Genomic DNA, 16360 nt, shown 5'->3' on the forward strand with positions numbered 1-16360 from the left:
CGGTGAAAGCCGGTTCGGCTGCCGCGATCGTCCGTACGGAGACGATCTGGACCGTTGGCACAGGAAACGGTGGCTCGCGTTTAGGCGAGCATCGGTCGGCTGGCCAAATGCCCATCCCATGTGCGGGCTGTAGTTCGCACAGGGGGTCGTGGGGTCTCACCCGAGATATGCATGCCCACCGAACGTGAGCGTCTCGACGAAACGAGGATCCGGGTGACGTCAACCGCTGTCACAATAGACGCCGGCCAGCCGATCGGAGTCGCCGTCGTTGGCGCTGGATACTGGGGGCCCAACCTGGTCCGCAATTTCCAGGGCCCACCGAATTTCCACCTCCGCTGGCTGTGTGATCTCGACCTCGACCGCGCTCAGGGACTGCTGGGGCGTTACTCCACGGTGCGCGCGACCGACGATTTCACTGTGTTGCTCGACGATCCCGAGGTGCATGCCGTGGCGATCGCCACGCCGGCCGGCACCCACGCGCAACTGGCGATGGCGGCGCTGCGCGCGGGCAAACACGTGCTGGTGGAGAAGCCGCTCGCCTCGACGTGCGCCGAAGGCCGGCAACTGACCGCGGAGGCCGCACGCCGGGGCCTCACGCTGATGTGCGACCACACCTACTGCTACACACCAGCCGTGACGCGCATCCGGGAGATGTTGCACGCCGGCGACCTCGGCGACGTGCACTACTTCGACTCGGTGCGGATCAACCTGGGCCTGGTCCAGCGCGACATCGACGTGATCTGGGACCTGGCGCCGCACGACCTGTCGATCCTCGACTCCATCCTTCCCCCCGGGGTACGGCCGGTCGCGGTGAGCGCGCACGGCGTCGACCCGATCGGCGCCGGCCGGCCCTGCGTCGGATACCTCACGCTCCAGCTCACCGGCGGCGCCATCGCACACGTGCACGTCAACTGGTTGTCGCCGATCAAGGTGCGCACGACCATGGTGGCCGGCTCCAAGCGCACTCTGGTGTGGGACGACCTCAACCCGTCGCAGCGCCTGGCGGTGTACGACCGCGGCGTCGATGTGACGGCCCCCGACGAGCTGGGGCTCGAGGAACGCCGCGACATGCTCGTGTCCTACCGTTCCGGTGACATGGTCGCGCCGGCGCTCCCCGAACGGGAGGCACTGCGGGCGATGGTGGAGGAGTTCGCGCGCGCGATCCGGACCCGGACGGCGGCGCTCACCGACGGGCGTTCGGGCCTGCGCGTACTGGAAATCCTGCAGGCAGCGTCGGCCAGCCTGGCCGCCGGCGGCGCGACGATCCCACTGACGAACTTGGAGGAGACAGTATGAACGCCGCCGTTCCGATCAAGGGCAGCCGGATTCTCGTGACCGGCGGCGCCGGCACGATCGGATCGCACGTGGTCGACCTGCTGGTCCGCCGCGGCGCCGCCGAGGTCCTGGTGCTGGACAACCTCGTGCGTGGCAGAATCGCCAACCTCGACGCGGCCTTGCGGGACGGGCCCGTACGCCTGGTGGAGGGCGACATCCGCGACGCGGCCCTGGTCCATGAGCTGAGCGCCGGCAAGGATCTGGTCTTCCACCTGGCGGCGATCCGCATTACCCAGTGCGCCGAGGAGCCCCGTCTCGCCAACGAGGTGCTCGTCGACGGCACCTTCAACGTCCTGGAAGCCGCGGCCGCCGCGGGCGTCCGCAAGGTGATCGCGTCCTCTTCGGCGTCCGTGTACGGGCTCGCCGAGGTGTTCCCCACCACCGAGCGACACCACCCGTACAACAACGACACGTTCTACGGCGCGGCGAAGGCATTCAACGAGGGCATGTTGCGCAGCTTCCACAGCATGTGCGGGTTGGACTACCTGGCGCTGCGCTACTTCAACGTGTACGGCCAGCGGATGGACGTCCACGGCCTGTACACCGAGGTCCTCATCCGCTGGATGGAGCGCATCGACGCGGGTGTCCCCCCGCTGATCCTCGGCGACGGCCAACAGACGATGGACTTCGTACACGTGGTCGACATCGCCCGGGCCAACATCCTGGCCGCCGAGTCCGCCCGTACCGACGAGGTGCTCAACGTCGCCAGCGGGGTCGAGACCAGCCTCGAGGAGCTTGCCCGCACGCTTCTGGCGGTGATGAAGAGCGACCTGTCCCTGGAGTACGGCCCGGCGCGGAAGGTCAACGCGGTCACCCGACGGCTAGCGGACACCTTCGCCGCCGCGCAGGCACTCGGCTTCCGGGCCGAGATCGGTCTCCGGGACGGCCTGCAGGAGCTGGTCGAGTGGTGGCGCGCCGAGCAGCCCGCCCGCGGCGAGTCGCAGGGGGCGCGGTGACCATCGAGGCGGCGCCGCGCCGCATTCCGGTGATGCTGCCCGCGCTCGGCGAGCAGGAGGCCCTCGCCGCCGCGGAGGCAGTCCGCTCGGGGTGGGTTGCTCAGGGCCCTCGGGTCGCGGCGTTCGAGGCCGCGTTCGCCGCCAGTGTCGGCGCGGCGCACGGTGTCGCGGTCAGCTCGTGCACCACGGCGCTGCACCTCGCGCTCATCGCGGTCGGGGTGAGGCCCGGTGACGAGGTGATCGTCCCGTCGCTGTCGTTCATCGCGACCGCCAACGCCGTGCGCTACGTCGGAGCCACCCCGGTCTTCGCCGATGTCGAGCTCAGCACGGGCAACCTGACGGTGACGACGATCGACGCGGTGCGCACGCCGCGCACCCGGGCCGTCATCGCGGTGCACCAGGGCGGCGTGCCGGCCGAGGTCTCCGCGCTGCGGGCCGCCGCCGACCGCTGGGGCGTCGCGCTGGTCGAGGACGCGGCGTGCGCGGCAGGATCAGTGATGGACGGCCGACCGGTCGGTGCCGGGGCTTTGCTCGCGGCGTGGTCGTTCCACCCGCGAAAGCTCCTCACCACCGGCGAAGGCGGGATGATCACCACCGACAACGCCGAGTGGGCGGCGCGGCTGCGCCGGCTCCGCGAGCACGGGATGAACGTGTCGGCCGCGGACCGCCACGCCAGCGGCCAACCGATCCTCGAGGCGTACCTGGAGACGGGCTACAACTACCGGATGACCGACATCCAGGCCGCCATCGGTCTGGTCCAGCTCGGCAGGCTCGGGGAGATCGTGGCGCAGCGCCGCCGCCTCGCCGCCCGGTACCACGAGTTGCTGGCCGACGTGGCGGGTGCGGTCCCGGTCCGCGACCCGGCCCACGGCCGCACCAACTTCCAGACCTTCTGGGTGCTGCTGACCGACGAGTTCGGCGTCGGGCGGGACGAGACCCTCGCCGCGCTCGCCGCCGCCGGGGTGTCCGCCCGGCGCGGCATCATGGCGGCGCACCTGGAGCCGGCGTACGCCGACGTCAGCCCCGCCCCGCTGCCGGTGACCGAGCGGATCACCCGCGACTCGCTGATCCTGCCCCTGCACCATGCGCTCATCGAGGACGACCAGGACCACATCGTCGGAACCCTCCGTCGACTGGCCCGCCGATGACCATGAATCTCATCATCGCCGGCGCCGGCGGACTGGCCCGGGAGACGGCGACCACCGTCGCGGCGATCAACGCGGTGGCGCCGACCTGGCGGCTGCGCGGCTTTCTCGACGACGACCCGGCCCTGCACGGGGTGATCCGTGCCGGGCTGCCGGTGCTGGGCCCGCTGGACGCGATCGCCGACCTGCCCGATGCCGCCGTGGTGGTGTGCGTCGCCAACCCACGCAACCCCGCCGCCCGCGAACAGGTGGTGCACCGGCTGGGCCTGCCGCCCACACGGTACGCGACCCTCGTCCACCCGTCGGCCGAGGTGCCCGCTGGCTGCACGGTCGGACCCGGCTCGGTGCTGCTGGCCCAGGTCGTCCTGACCGCCGACGTCACGGTCGGCGCACACGTGGCCATCATGCCGCAGACCGTGCTGACCCACGACGACGTCGTCTCCGACCATGCCACGATCGCCTCCGGCGTGCGGGTCGCCGGTTCCGTGCGGATCGGGCCGGGCGCCTATCTCGGGACGGGTGTGCTGATCCGCGAGTCGCTCACCGTCGGGGGGAAGTCGATCGTCGGCATGGGTTCGGTCGTGCTCCGCGACGTACCCCCCGGTGAGGTGTGGGCCGGCAACCCGGCCCGGTTCCTCCGTCCTGTCCGTCAGCCAGCTCTACAGGGAGTGCTCCCACGATGATCGCGATTCCGTTGGTGGATCTGCAGGCCGCACACGTCGAAGTGGCCGAGGAGGTCTCGACCGGCTTCAAGCGGGTCCTCGCGGAGACCGCCTTCATCGGCGGTTCCGAGGTGACCGCCTTCGAACGCGAGTACGCGGCGTTCGCCGGCGTGGGCCACTGCGTCGGGGTCGCCAACGGCACCGACGCGCTGGAGTTGGCGCTGCGCGCGGTTGGCGTGGGACCCGGTGACGAGGTGATCCTCCCGGCCAACACGTTCATCGCCACGGCCGAGGCGGTGGCGCGGGCCGGTGGGCGGCCGGTGCTGGTCGACATCGACGCCGGGACCTACCTGATCGACGTCGACGCGGCGTGCGCCGCCGTCACCCCTGCCACGCGGGCCGTCGTGCCGGTGCACCTGTACGGCCAGCACGCGCCGGTCGAGCAGCTCCGCGCCGCACTCGACGGGCGCGACATCGCGATCGTGGAGGACGCCGCGCAGAGCCAGGGCGCCACCCGGCTCGGCGTCCCGGCCGGTGCCGGCGGCATCGCGGCCACCAGCTTCTACCCAGGGAAGAATCTCGGGGCGTACGGTGACGCCGGCGCCGTCGTCACCGACGACGAGGCGCTCGCCTCGAAGGTGCGCACCCTGGGCAGCCACGGTGGCTTGCGCAAGTACGTGCACGACGTGATCGGAGTCAACAGTCGCCTCGACGCGCTGCAGGCGGTCGTGCTGCGGGCCAAGCTCGCCCGGCTGGACAGCTGGAACGCCGCCCGCCGGGCAGCGGCCGGCCGGTACGACGGGTTGCTCGCCGGGATCGACGTCGTGCGCCCGGTGACCGCGCCGGGCAACGTGCACGTGTGGCACCTGTACGTGGTGCGGGTGCCGGCCGCCCGCCGCGACGAGATCCTCGCCGCCCTGAACGCGCAGGGCATCGGTGCCGGCATCCACTATCCGGTGCCGGTGCACCTGACGCCCGCGTTCGCCGGCCTGGACCGCGGCCCCGGCAGCTTCCCGCACGCCGAGCGGGCCGCCGCCGAGATCCTGTCGCTGCCGCTCTACCCGCAGATCACCGCAGTTCATCAGGAGCGGGTGGTCGCTGCACTCGCATCGGCGCTGGATTGGTAATGGCCACACTACGAGTCGCCGTCTATCCGCACGCCATGCACATTGGCGGCAGCCAGCTCAACGCGGTTGAGCTGGCCGGTGCGCTCTCCGATCGCGGGCACGAGGTCGTGGTGGTGGGCGAGCCCGGGCCACTGGTAGAGCGGGTGCGGGCGATGGGCCTCGAACACATCGCCATCAACGCTCGTCGCCACCGTCCGTCGCCGGTGGTCGCGCGCCGCCTTCAGGACCTGTCCCGCCGGCGTGGGCTCCATGTTCTGCACGGGTACGAGTGGCCGCCAGCGCTGGAAGCGGCTGCGGCGAGCGCAATGCCGGGAAGCTCAGCCGTTGCGGTCTGCACCATCATGTCGATGGCGGTAGCGCCATTTCTGCCGGCCTCAATGCCCCTCGTGGTGGGAACCGAGGCGATCCAGGCGCATGCCGCGGCGCGCCGTCCTGGCCCGGTCTGGCTGATCGAACCTCCGGTTGACGTAGCCGCGAACGCTCCCGGGTACCCGGTTGCCGACTTCGTGGCCAGGTTTGGGCTCAACGACGGTGGCCTGGCAAACCCGGTCAACATCGTCATGGTGACTCGGCTCGCGACCGAGCTGAAGCTCGAAGGAGTGCTCAGCGCGATCGACGCCGTTGAGCTGCTGGCGGACCTGCCGATCCGGCTCATCATCACAGGCGACGGCGTTGCCCGGGCAACGGTCGAGGAGCGCGCAGCGAAGGTGAACGCGAGCGTCGGCCGCCGCGCCGTCGTGCTCACTGGAGAGCTGTTCGATCCGCGGTCAGCGTACGGATCTGCTGACATCATGCTCGGCATGGGCGGTTCTGCGCTGCGGGCCATCGCCTTCGGCCGGCCCCTCGTCGTACAGGGAGAGCGAGGCTTCTGGCGACTACTCACGCCCGAGAGCTGCCCAACGTTCCTGCGGCAGGGCTGGTACGGCCTCGGCGACGGCGGTGATGGCGCCCAACTTCTGACGGGCATCCTCCGGCCGCTCGTTGGCGACCCGACTCGCCGCGCCGAGCTTGGCGCCTTCGGCCGCCGCCTGGCAGTAGAACGGTTCAGTCTGCAGAGCGCCGCAGCGCTGCAGGAACAGATTTACCTGACCGCGATAGAGCAGCGTCGCGTTGCCGGCGCACACCGCGCCCGGGTCGTGTGGGAAGGGCTGCGCAGCGCTAGTGGCCTTGTGAAACACGAGGTTCGTGAACGAGTGAAGCGGTTGAACGGCAAGGCAGCTCGGGATGACTTCAATGCGGCGCACCTGGCCCAGGTGTCGATAGAGACAACATCTGGGGGTCGGCTGCAAACGCCCTCCGCGCCAGGCAGTGACTAGGTGACTGGTGTGAAACTCGCCGTCGGCGGCGACGAGCAGACTCCGGACCGCGGAGCGGATCAGCGTGATCGTGTCCATCGTCGCGACGCGTCATACAACGGTGTGGAATCAAGGACCCGCCGCCGGCCCAGCAGCCCAGCCGCCCGGGCGGCGGCCAACGCCACCTCGAAGATGCGGTCCGGGCGGTCCGAGCGACGCAGTCGTTCGCGCATGTCGACCAGCACCGTGTGGGCGAACCCGACCCGACCCGCGCCGTCCCAGCCGCCCACCCCCGCGGCGTAACGCCAACGGGCATCGAACATGAACCGGTCCACCGCCTCCCGGTCCGACAACCCCTCGAGGCGTTGCAGCACCATCACCGTGGCCACCACCGACGGCGGCACCGACCGGCGACCGACCACCGCGCACCGCTCCATGCCCGCCAACCCGCGCGGCGAAGGGATGACCGGCAGCCCAACCCGTGGCCTGCCCACCCCACCAGTGTCGTGGGATATGGAGACGACGACCCCCACAACTTCAGCCCGCTCCGGCGCCGCCCAGTGTCGCGTCGTTCTCGCCGGCGTCAAGGCCAAGCCCCCCTGCGGGGGATGGCCTACGGCCGGCCCTGACCCCGGCAGCGAGACGACGCGCGCCAGAAACCGGCCGGACCGGGCCACAAAAAGCCGCACAACACCCAAGACCTATCCCTTGACCGGCCCCGCTCATTCAGGGATGACACTCCCCCGTTCACCGCCGTTCGTCTAATGGTCCACTGTGAAATCTATAGGCTTCAGGGTTCCGTTGTTGGAGTTCTCGGCCGAGCATGCCGTCAGTGCAACAATGAGATCGGACTCGGCGCGCAGAAGGATATGATCCCCCGGTCGACTCATCGGGGGCCCGAGCAGAATTTTCCCAGTACTGCAATCGTAGACCACATTCATGAAGATGTTGAAGGTCACGCCGATGTGGTCAACGGCGACCTCGTACGGAGCCAAGGCGTCAGCGATGTTCTGTTCGCAGCTCGGGTGATAGCCCTCATGGTCGGGATAGAGGAGGTCGAAGGTCTGCTGAGAACAGGGAGTGAGGGTGAAGTCGTGCCTGCCCACAGTGTCTTCGATGATCCGTAGCATTGGCCGGCTGCGATTGCTGTAGAGCACGTCACCGGTGGTAAGCCATAGCTGCCCGGCGTAGTCCAGGCTGCGGCCGGACGAGAGATGCTCCGCTCGATCATGGGCCGATACGGCGTACAGGTCGCTGACCTGTTCTCCGCTCGGATCGATGACACGGAGATATGCCCCGGCCGGTAGCTCAAACGCTGTGCCGGTCTGGGGCGCGAGACGCTGGGTGGTGGTGGTATCCGTCATCAGTCTGCTCCATTCGGATAAGAGGCGCCGCCGGTGCTCGTGGTGGTTGCAGCGAAGGGACATTGCCAGTCGGCTTCGACCTCGCGCCCCGCGTACTGTCGCACTTCGGAGCCCTCGCCGAACTGCATGAGCATGGGGTTGGGGCGGCCCTGCAGACGTCCGTCCTTGGCGCGAATAGTTCGGCTGACCCGATCCATCTGCCCCTGCTGTCGCAGGGCGTCGAACTGTGCGTGTAGGTTGAAGACCAGCGTGGGGACTGGAGCGATCCGCGCGATGCGGGATGCCTTTGGATGCATACCGACCACAAAGAAAGCCTGACCGGAGACGCTGAAGGAAAACCGCGGGTCGTCCGGATCCCTCGACACAGTTGGATCCCAGGGCCACTTCCGCCTGTCCCACTCGTGAACGAAACTCAAGTGACGCCACAGCAAGCGTTCGAAGTCGGCCTCATCGTCGACCATCGGGCGTTCATACATCGAGATGAACGTTACAAAAGGTTCCTGAGGCGTGCGACGGATCGCGTAGCTCTGCACGAACCACTCGAGATCCATGGCAAGGCGACGGGCCGATTCTTCTGCCCCCAGCTCGTCGTAGACAGCGAAGGCGCAGTTGTCGGCGCGCATCACTGATGCCCCCATCACGCAAGGGTACGCACTGCTCAGGACCGCGGCTCGAAACTTGTCATGAAGCAGTCGGGTGCGTGGGTGGGCGGGGCGGCCGTCGGTGACCCTGCACAACCGGCGCCCTTGGACGGTGAACACGCCGTGGGCCACAGGTACCACATCCGTCGGTGGAATCTCTGCCTCCACCCACCCGGCGCGCGGCTCCGCTATCACCGTGCGCCGCGTCGGCGCCTCCACGCTGACCTCCGTCCCAGCCGCGCCGGAACCCCCAGCAGCCTGCCCCGTCAGCTCGGGGCGGGTCACCGTCCCATCACCCCGGCGTCCGACAAACCGGTTGCCACCTTGGCCTCGCCGATCGCCAAGAGATTGGCCAGGAGGCCCACGGTTGCCGGTCCTGCGGTATGCGCTCCCGTCAGGAGGCCGGCCAGCCATTCCTCCCGTACGACGCCCGAGATCGCCGCTGGTGCGAGAACGTCGGGGTGCGCCCGCCAATGTTTCACCACCTGCTCGGCAAGTGCATCTGCGCCGATGGGCGCTCGGCTGACGGGCCTGACCCGTTGGACGAGCTTGCGTGTTATCGACGTGACGACCTTGGAGAAGGTGTACTCGGCGAGCGGCCGCGGGAAGTCGACCGGGCGAAGCCCGGAGGCGAGCGGCATATTGGCGAGTTCGGGATCGAGCACCTCGAGCATGCGCGCCGCGAACCTGGACGACGACTTGGCCTGAGCCGGCAGGTCCTGGCACATGCGCAGAAATCGGGTGTCGAAATAGGGCGAGCCGATTGTTCGGCGGAGGCAGGCGTCGGAGTAATTGATCCCAGACCACCTGTGCACCCGTTCACGCAGGAGGAACTGGTCGCGCGCCGATCGCCAGTCCAGGTCATACGAGCCGAAGCTCGCTTGGAGCTGGGCGCGAAGGGCCGCACGTGACTGCGCGGCGAAGTGTGGCACCAGGCACGCTGCCGGTACGGCCTCGTTGCTGGTGAACCACCAACGAGCGAACCGGTCCACGTGGGCCGGCTTGATCTGCGAGCTGCGCGGTTCCAGAAAGTACAAGCCGCGAATCATCTCGCCCGCCTGACCGGTGAGCCGTACGCCCGGCTCGACCTGCTGTTCCGCCCAGTCGAGGACACCGAGAGTAACCGGGTTGCCGCTGCAGTCATGCCGCGTCGCGCTGTCGAGCACCCGCTGATGCGCCTCGGCGGGGTCGAGCTCGGCCAAGGGGCTCAGATCGACGACCTTGTGACGGAGACGGTTGAGGGAAGCGATCTCTCGGGCCAGCGGAACGTCTGCGCTGCCTGGACTCGAGAGCGTGAGTGCGGTGATCCCGCCGCGGCGGACGTGAGGCGCCGCGGCCAGGATCAGGCGACTGTCCATCCCACCCGAAAGCTCGAGGACCGTCTCGGGATGCCGGGCCAGGTGGGCCTCCACGAGGTCACGCAGAAGCTGGGCGCCGGCCCTCGGGGACCAGTGGTGAGCCGTGGTCGGGTCGGTCGAGACGGAGTCGACGTGAGATGTAACCCGCCCGTCCGCGAGCCGCCACCGGTGCCCCGGCGCCAGTTTCGCGACGCCCTCGAATGGCGTCGCGAGGCCGAGGTACTGGCCGGTGATGCAGTACGACCCTAGCGCCGAACTGTCGAGTGAGGCTTGCCCGAGTTGGGCCAACAGCATGGAAGACGTAGAAATGGCCGCCCAGCCCGTGCCCTGTACGGCATATATGTGGCGCAGACCCAAATGGTCCGCACCAACGAGAAGATCGTCACCGACGAGCGCCGCTGCGAAGGGCGCGGCGACGGTGTCCATGCCCACGCCGCTGCTTATTCGACGCGCCAAATCGAGCGCATCGAGGGGCGTCCCGTCGTGGTCTCGTACGCCCCGCGAGAGAGCGACGACCAGCGGTTGATCCACGGATGGTGAGTCCAGCTGCGCCGTTGACTCTGCAGGCCGGAGCCACAGTGTCCCTCCCGCGAACCGTAGCGCCGTCGTATCTGGCCCAAACGGACTCCCGGCCGACATGACGGGGCCGGGACGACCAGGCGCCACGCTAACGGCCAGCAGGTGTGCACCGAGAAGGGGCCGCTCGCCCTCGAGTCGATCGAAGCGCCAGTCGCTCGCCGACTGGTAACGGGCGTCCGTCACGACCTACCGTTCCAGGTAGCCGTCAGTGTCCCGCTGAGCGAGCCTGTCTCGGAAAGGTCGGTCGCCAATTCATTCTGGAGGGCGATGTCCGACCAGAGATCACCGCCGCCATCGACTTTCCCAACCGCTCCGCACCAGTCCATCTTGCACACGGACGCCCCCGTTGAATCGGATCATGAACGTTTATCGGATTCATAGCCGTGAAAACTCGGCCAGGCCCATTCTAGAGAGTGTCGGCGGACTGCAAGGCTGACTGACAGAAATTGCGCGGACGGAAATTGCTGCGGCAGGCGAAGGCGTTGGCCGGCTGCCAGGACAATCGCCGCGAACGCGGTTCCGGACGAGACGGCAGTCAACCCCCGGGCAGGCGTGACGCCCAGCGCACAGTGGCGTGACCTGGTCACCCGCTATGCCAAACGCGCATCCCTGTACCGGGTCAGCCTCGTCCTGATCGCCGCCGTCCTCTGGCATCCATGATCGACAGGACAGGCCCTAATCGACGCCGACCGTGCGCAGCTCCCCCAGGGTCCGCCGCTTGCCGTAGGTCACGGCTGCCATGCCGGCGAGACCGATGACACCGGCGATGGCGAGTGCGAGTAGGTCCATCGTGACGATCTGTGTCACGACGAAGACAAGCGCGGCCACTGCCACAGCCGCAACCAGCGGCGACCACAACTTCGCGATGAGCGCGCGGGGCGGGATACCAGCGCGGTTCAATTCGATCACATACAGCGGGAGCACCACCAGGAGCGCAACGGCGAGCTGCGACGCGCCTGCCCCGCTCAGCCCGAACCGCTGGCAGGCCAGGGCCAGCGCTGGCACCAGCGCAGTGAACCAGACGACCTGGACGGTCAGCACTGCGCGGCTGTTCGCCAGCACGACAAAGTAGTCGTAGACGAGCGAGAACAGGATTCGCACCGCCGCCAGTAGGCCGAGCCACGGCAGGATGGACGACGTCGATGACCACTCCGAACCGTAGACGAAGCGGATCAGTGGCTCGGCTGCCATGGCGAGCAGCACACAGGCCGGGAGCGACACGCCCGCAAGCAGAGCGACGGCGGACGTGAAGGTGTCCCGCAGCAGCCCGGCCCGGTCCTGGAGCCGGGAGAACGCGGCGGGGGCCACCGCTCGGACAGGCTGAGAGAAGGAATTGATCGGCCATGCCGACAAGTTCGACGCCAGGACGTAGTAGCCAAGCGCGACCGGGCCCAGCGCGGCGCCGACAATTATCTTGTCCACGTTGTATACCGCGAACGTCACAATGCTCGACCCGGCAAGCGGCAGGCCGTACCTGAGCAGCGCCTTCGCCCTGTGCGGGTCGAAGGCGAACCGCACTGAACGCGGTTCGAAGCAGATGAAGAGCGTAGCGCCGGCGGCCGAACCGGCCAGGCGCCCTATGGCGAGGCTCATTGCGCCCATACCCAGCATGGCCAACCCGATCGAGGTCAGCGATCCGAGCCAGTGGTTGGTCTGGTCGGCGATCGTCTTTCGGCCCTGCTTGAACTGGCGTTGGAGCATCGCCACCGGGGTCGCGACGAGCGCGTCGATGAGGATGCTCAACGTCAACAGCCGGACGACGCCAGTCGCTCCGGGTTCCCCCATCGCCACCGCGAACGCAGGAGCGGCGAGGAAACAGCCGACGTAGATGATCGAGCTGGAGACCATCGAGATGGTCATGACGGTCGGGGCGATCTCACGTGGGTCTCCCGGCCAGCGGACGATCGCGAGGCTCACGCCGAGCTCGTTGAAGCTCAACACCGCGGTCAGCGCCACACCGGCGACCGCGAACGTCCCGAAGTCGCCCGGGCCGAGCAGTCGCGCGATCGCAATACCGATGACCAGCGTGCTCAGGCGCCCGAGGATGTTGCTGGCGAAACTCCACCCGAGGGCGCGGCCGGCCTTCCGGGACAGGGAGTTCGAGGGAAACGTCGCGGCTGCCGTTGTGCCGCCTGACTCAGCGGCATCCTGCGTGATGCTGTCCGGCTGAGTGGCAATGGTGCCCTCGTGGCTCGCTTTCAATGCTCTCCCCTGTTCCTCGGTATCCGCCACGACCTCCGCCGAATCTGATCGGCGAGATGGCGAAGGTTTCGTGGCGGGGCTAGCGCACGCGGCGGCTACTCGGCCCGCCCGACGGCGATGGTGCGGATGTCTCGCTCGCGGTGCATCAATCGCCAAGCCGCACCAGCGCACCCCGTCAGCAGCGAAAACACCGCGACGAACGTGGTGAAGGCGAGCGCGTCGAAGGTGAACTCGACGGCGATGGCGACCAACTGGACCGTGATCAGGCAGACACAAAGGCTACGGTCGGCGGCCATCGAAGATCGACGCATCGCGGCGGCGGCGAGCACGATGGCCGTCACGTGCAGGGCAAGCAGTGAGGTCACGCCGATAATCCCACCGCTCACCGCGTGGCCAAGCCACTGGTTGTCGAGAAAGATATATTCTGTCGGTATGAATGTTCCCTGGCCACGGCCAAGCCAAGGCCGCTGTTCAAATAGGTACTCGATGACGCCGTAGTCGTCGGTTCGGCCCTTGATGCTGTTGTCGTGGTCCCAGCTTGTAAACAGACGCTGGACAGAACTGAGCAAGCCAGGACGGATGATAAATAGCAACGCTACAAGAGCCAGCATCGGTATGCCGAGATTGAATCGCATTCGCCAGGGAAGCGTAGGTATCATTACCAGAAACACTATGAAGAGTGCCAGAACAGCAGTACGCGACACCGCCATCGGAATCGCCACAAAGATGAGCGCAGCTGACACCGACCCTAACTGACGTTCGACTCTCTTGGCAGAAAATCGCGCGACGTGCACCGCGAAGGGCAACGCCAAGGCCATGATCGTGCCGAATTCGATGTAGTGTGCCGCGGTGCTGGCGACCCCGTCACGCGCCGCCCCCGCGTCGGGAATGCCGGTGCCGGAGTGCCGGCTGCTCAGTCCCGGCATTTTCATGTACTGCGTGAGATCGAAGCGCAGGCTCGACTGGACGATGGCAATGAACGCCATGATCGCAGCCGAGTAGACCAAGGCACGCAACACCGCGTCCAGCCGACTCCGGTTTGGCACCCCGTCGGCGAACGCCAGCATCGGACCGACCAGCGCCGCAGTGAACAGCAGCGCGCGGTTCGCGCCATTGGCCTCGATGATGGGCAAGCCCCGGCAAACCGCGGCGACGTACGACAACAGCACCGCGACGAGGTAGAAGATGACGGCCCAGCGCATCGGCTGCGGCCCTCTCGTCGTCATCTCCGGATGAAGCCGGGACACCGACCAGATAACGGCAAGCAACAGCGCCACCAACGTACTCGGCCGGCCGAGATCCGTCAGTTGGGGGACGAACTGCCCAGCAGGGATGACGCACGCGAACACGGCTACCAAGCTGAGCAGGTAGGCGGTATCAAAAAAATGACGTCGTTGCCTCGTCGCGTAAGTGCGGGTGTCGACGAGAGTTGGATCCAAATCGGCAGACAGGAGAGCGCTCAAGACTCATCCGATTTCTTCGGGTATCCGTTCCCGTTCGACCAACTCGCACGCGTAACGGGTACAGCGACCGTCGCTTCGCTCCCGGCGAGCGGGCTGTTGTCGGTCGCGGTATCGAGCCTCTGCTCGGCGCCGGCCTCAGTGAACGGTCCCCGCCGCATGACCACTGTTATCGGCTCGCGCGTCTCCGCCTCGTCGGGCAGGGCCGGGAACAGCGAGGTCGGGCGGCGCGTGGACAGACCTGCCGGCACGACGGTGGCGGACGCCGCCCGACCGACAGGCGGGGACTTCGGTGCGGACTCCAGCGGCTTGAACTCCTCGCGCTCTGCCCGGCGGGTGCGGCGCCGTGCGATCGCGTCGACCAAGATGCTCGCGGCGGCGGTGACGATGAGGCCTACCCCGACGACGGCGATGACCGCACGCTTGATGCTCAACGTGACCAGCTCGCCGTTCTGACCCACGTCCAAGACCTTGGTCGTGATCGCCCCCTGGTTCCGCGTCTCGTAGGGCGCCTGCAGATCGGCGAGCTGGCTCGTCAGTACGTCCACCAGCCGCCTCAGAGTGGCATCAGCAGCCGGTCGGGTCGACGCCACGACCTCAATTTCAATGATGGGCAGGCTGCTGCCCCTTGTGACGCTGTCCGGGAACACCTCGACGGTGAACGCCTCCGACAGGCCCGCCTGGGCGAACTCCTTCTTGACGTCCGCGCGGCCAGCGTAGATCACGAGAGCATCCAAAGCCGACCACACGTTCCATGGACTTACCGTCGAAGGGCGATCGGGCCCGTCGGGATTGGTCGTCGTAGGGGGCAGCAGTGTCACGTGTCCGGTCGCCTTGTAATTCGGCTTCATGGCGGTGGCAACGTAGGACGCCATGGCCAAGGTCAGGAGCATCAGTGGCAGGGAGATCCACCAGCGCCTCCACAACAGTTTGACTACGTCCCAGAGATCCATCCGCCCCTCCAATGGCTGCCGACTCAGCGTCGTGTCCGCTCGGAACACACAACGTAGCGCGGCTCGGACGGTTACAGTCGCGAAAATGGAAAGGATTGCGCCTCCCCCTCTGGCGCGAGGTGATGCCCAAAGCCGGCACGCCCTGACGAGAGATGGTGTTGATGCGAATCGGATTCGCATGCTTCTGGGATCCCGCACCCGCACAGACCTGGTCGCGCACGCCCTGGCAACTACGCTCCGCCATGCGACGCCATGCGTCGGTGGTCGATGTCGGCGTAGAGATGCCGACGATGACGAGAATGTTTCTGCGGGGCCTGCACCCGCGCTGGCATGACGGACGTTTGCGTTCGTCGTGGGATGAGTCGAGAATTACCGACGCGTATTGCCGGCGAGTCATCACCCGCAACGTGCAACGACTCGAGTGCGACGCGGTACTCGAGATCCAGGACATCGCCGCGATAGATCGGCCCTACTTCCTGTACCAGGACATGAGCTGGGACGCCTTGATCAAAATGCTTGAGGCCGGCCAGCCGATCTTCCGCAAGATTTCTATGAGCGAGTTGCGCCGGCGTCAGGAGCGTCAGCGGGAGATCTATGAAAACGCAACGGGCGTCCTGACCATGAGCCATTGGCTCGCTCGAAGTCTGGTGCAGCTTTCCGGTCTGGCTGCCTCGAAGGTCCATGTTGTGCACCCAGGCCTGCATGTCGAACAGGGCGTCGCGTGGGCTGCCGCGCTTCGGGAGCGGCCCGCTCCGCGCCGCAGGCTTCTCTTTGTCGGCCGGAACTTTCGGGCCAAGGGGGGCGACCTGGTGCTGGATGCATTGTCGATCCTACGGCGAGAGATGGACCCGAACATCACCGTCACCATCGCGGGTCTACCGAGGTGGCCCCTGAGCGGTGCCATCCCGGACGGCGTCAACTTTCTCGGGCAGCTGCCGCTGGCGGAGGTTGCATCGCTGTACGACTGCCATGACCTGCTGGTCATGCCCACCCGCGTCGAGGGTTTTGGCTTTGTGTTCCTCGAGGCGCTCTCGCGTGGCCTGCCCTGCATCGGCCGGGATGACTTCGCCATGCCCGAAATGATCAGGCCCGGGCTTAATGGCGCGTTACTGAGCAAGGACGACCCCGAGGAGCTCGCCCGCCTCATCGCCGGCGTACTGGCGGACGACGACCTTTACGCGGCATGCCGCTCGCGCATCCCAGACGTCGTTTCCTGGTTTTCGTGGGAGCACGCCGCGCGGCAGACCGTTGGCGCGATCTCGACCGCTCTTGGCAGATAGGAG

At 67.4% G+C, this 16360-nt stretch carries 14 protein-coding genes and 1 pseudogene; 8 read left to right on the top strand and 7 right to left on the bottom strand.

Annotated features, from left to right (window positions below; genetic code table 11):
* Positions 1-171: 171 nt before the first annotated feature.
* Genes OG799_RS13050 through OG799_RS13075 form a run of 6 tightly spaced genes read left to right on the top strand, consistent with a single transcriptional unit; the run spans position 172 to position 6541 of the window.
* Positions 172-1296 (top strand): Gfo/Idh/MocA family protein, encoded by a 1125-nt coding sequence (locus OG799_RS13050; protein ID WP_406045301.1) that lies wholly within the window; start codon positions 172-174, stop codon positions 1294-1296.
* Entirely contained in the window at positions 1293-2291 is a 999-nt protein-coding gene (locus tag OG799_RS13055; RefSeq protein ID WP_406045302.1) for an NAD-dependent epimerase/dehydratase family protein, read from the top strand. The genes OG799_RS13050 and OG799_RS13055 overlap by 4 nt, the downstream gene beginning before the upstream one ends.
* Positions 2288-3439, top strand: coding sequence for a DegT/DnrJ/EryC1/StrS family aminotransferase (locus tag OG799_RS13060; RefSeq protein WP_406045303.1), 1152 nt, complete (start codon positions 2288-2290; stop codon positions 3437-3439). The genes OG799_RS13055 and OG799_RS13060 overlap by 4 nt, the downstream gene beginning before the upstream one ends.
* On the top strand, positions 3436-4119 hold the full coding sequence (locus OG799_RS13065) for an acetyltransferase (protein WP_406045304.1): 684 nt from the start codon (positions 3436-3438) through the stop codon (positions 4117-4119). Before OG799_RS13060 ends, OG799_RS13065 begins: the two co-directional genes overlap by 4 nt.
* The gene (locus OG799_RS13070) at positions 4116-5225 is read left to right on the top strand and encodes a DegT/DnrJ/EryC1/StrS family aminotransferase (protein ID WP_406045305.1); all 1110 of its coding nucleotides are present in this window, start codon (positions 4116-4118) and stop codon (positions 5223-5225) included. The genes OG799_RS13065 and OG799_RS13070 overlap by 4 nt, the downstream gene beginning before the upstream one ends.
* Entirely contained in the window at positions 5225-6541 is a 1317-nt protein-coding gene (locus OG799_RS13075; protein ID WP_406045306.1) for a glycosyltransferase, read from the top strand. The genes OG799_RS13070 and OG799_RS13075 overlap by 1 nt, the downstream gene beginning before the upstream one ends.
* Before the next feature lie 59 nt (positions 6542-6600).
* Here the strand turns inward: OG799_RS13075 and OG799_RS13080 are convergent, their stop codons facing one another.
* The 4 genes from OG799_RS13080 to OG799_RS13095 form a co-directional block, all read right to left on the bottom strand.
* A complete protein-coding gene (locus tag OG799_RS13080; protein WP_406045307.1) occupies positions 6601-6957 on the bottom strand; it encodes a transposase in 357 nt (118 codons plus the stop codon).
* 324 nt (positions 6958-7281) lie between these two features.
* Complete coding sequence (locus OG799_RS13085) at positions 7282-7884, bottom strand: DUF1989 domain-containing protein (RefSeq protein WP_406045308.1); 603 nt, start codon at positions 7882-7884, stop codon at positions 7282-7284.
* Positions 7884-8810: a guanitoxin biosynthesis heme-dependent pre-guanitoxin N-hydroxylase GntA gene (gene gntA / locus OG799_RS13090; RefSeq protein ID WP_406045309.1), complete on the bottom strand. Its 927-nt coding sequence runs from the start codon at positions 8808-8810 to the stop codon at positions 7884-7886. Before gntA ends, OG799_RS13085 begins: the two co-directional genes overlap by 1 nt.
* The gene (locus tag OG799_RS13095) at positions 8807-10309 is read right to left on the bottom strand and encodes an asparagine synthase-related protein (protein WP_406045310.1); all 1503 of its coding nucleotides are present in this window, start codon (positions 10307-10309) and stop codon (positions 8807-8809) included. The genes gntA and OG799_RS13095 overlap by 4 nt, the downstream gene beginning before the upstream one ends.
* Before the next feature lie 720 nt (positions 10310-11029).
* Here OG799_RS13095 and OG799_RS13100 point away from each other — a divergent pair.
* Positions 11030-11122: pseudogene (locus OG799_RS13100) on the top strand (IS5/IS1182 family transposase); the annotation flags it as partial.
* A 15-nt stretch (positions 11123-11137) separates the two neighbouring features.
* Here the strand turns inward: OG799_RS13100 and OG799_RS13105 are convergent.
* The 3 genes from OG799_RS13105 to OG799_RS13115 all read right to left on the bottom strand — a co-directional run bounded on the left by OG799_RS13105 (position 11138) and on the right by OG799_RS13115 (position 15077).
* Positions 11138-12694 (bottom strand): lipopolysaccharide biosynthesis protein, encoded by a 1557-nt coding sequence (locus OG799_RS13105; protein WP_406045311.1) that lies wholly within the window; start codon positions 12692-12694, stop codon positions 11138-11140.
* A gap of 65 nt (positions 12695-12759) precedes the next feature.
* Entirely contained in the window at positions 12760-14127 is a 1368-nt protein-coding gene (locus OG799_RS13110; protein WP_406045312.1) for an O-antigen ligase family protein, read from the bottom strand.
* Positions 14124-15077 carry a hypothetical protein gene (locus tag OG799_RS13115; RefSeq protein WP_406045313.1) on the bottom strand — a complete coding sequence of 318 codons (954 nt, stop codon included), beginning with the start codon at positions 15075-15077 and terminating at the stop codon, positions 14124-14126. Before OG799_RS13115 ends, OG799_RS13110 begins: the two co-directional genes overlap by 4 nt.
* A 161-nt stretch (positions 15078-15238) precedes the next feature.
* On the opposite strand from OG799_RS13115, the gene OG799_RS13120 reads away from it, so the two are divergent.
* Positions 15239-16357, top strand: coding sequence for a glycosyltransferase family 4 protein (locus OG799_RS13120; protein WP_406045314.1), 1119 nt, complete (start codon positions 15239-15241; stop codon positions 16355-16357).
* Positions 16358-16360 lie beyond the last annotated feature (3 nt).

Origin of the sequence: Micromonospora sp. NBC_00898, from assembly GCF_045207895.1 — a bacterium.
GTDB lineage: Bacteria > Actinomycetota > Actinomycetes > Mycobacteriales > Micromonosporaceae > Micromonospora.

Coding starts and splice junctions, on each gene's coding strand:
- OG799_RS13050 (WP_406045301.1), top strand. CDS start 172: ATGCCCACCGAACGTGAGCGTCTCGACGAAACGAGGATCCGGGTGACG.
- OG799_RS13055 (WP_406045302.1), top strand. CDS start 1,293: ATGAACGCCGCCGTTCCGATCAAGGGCAGCCGGATTCTCGTGACCGGC.
- OG799_RS13065 (WP_406045304.1), top strand. CDS start 3,436: ATGACCATGAATCTCATCATCGCCGGCGCCGGCGGACTGGCCCGGGAG.
- OG799_RS13070 (WP_406045305.1), top strand. CDS start 4,116: ATGATCGCGATTCCGTTGGTGGATCTGCAGGCCGCACACGTCGAAGTG.
- OG799_RS13075 (WP_406045306.1), top strand. CDS start 5,225: ATGGCCACACTACGAGTCGCCGTCTATCCGCACGCCATGCACATTGGC.
- OG799_RS13080 (WP_406045307.1), bottom strand. CDS start 6,957: ATGGAGCGGTGCGCGGTGGTCGGTCGCCGGTCGGTGCCGCCGTCGGTG.
- OG799_RS13085 (WP_406045308.1), bottom strand. CDS start 7,884: ATGACGGATACCACCACCACCCAGCGTCTCGCGCCCCAGACCGGCACA.
- OG799_RS13095 (WP_406045310.1), bottom strand. CDS start 10,309: ATGGACACCGTCGCCGCGCCCTTCGCAGCGGCGCTCGTCGGTGACGAT.
- OG799_RS13115 (WP_406045313.1), bottom strand. CDS start 15,077: ATGGATCTCTGGGACGTAGTCAAACTGTTGTGGAGGCGCTGGTGGATC.
- OG799_RS13120 (WP_406045314.1), top strand. CDS start 15,239: ATGCGAATCGGATTCGCATGCTTCTGGGATCCCGCACCCGCACAGACC.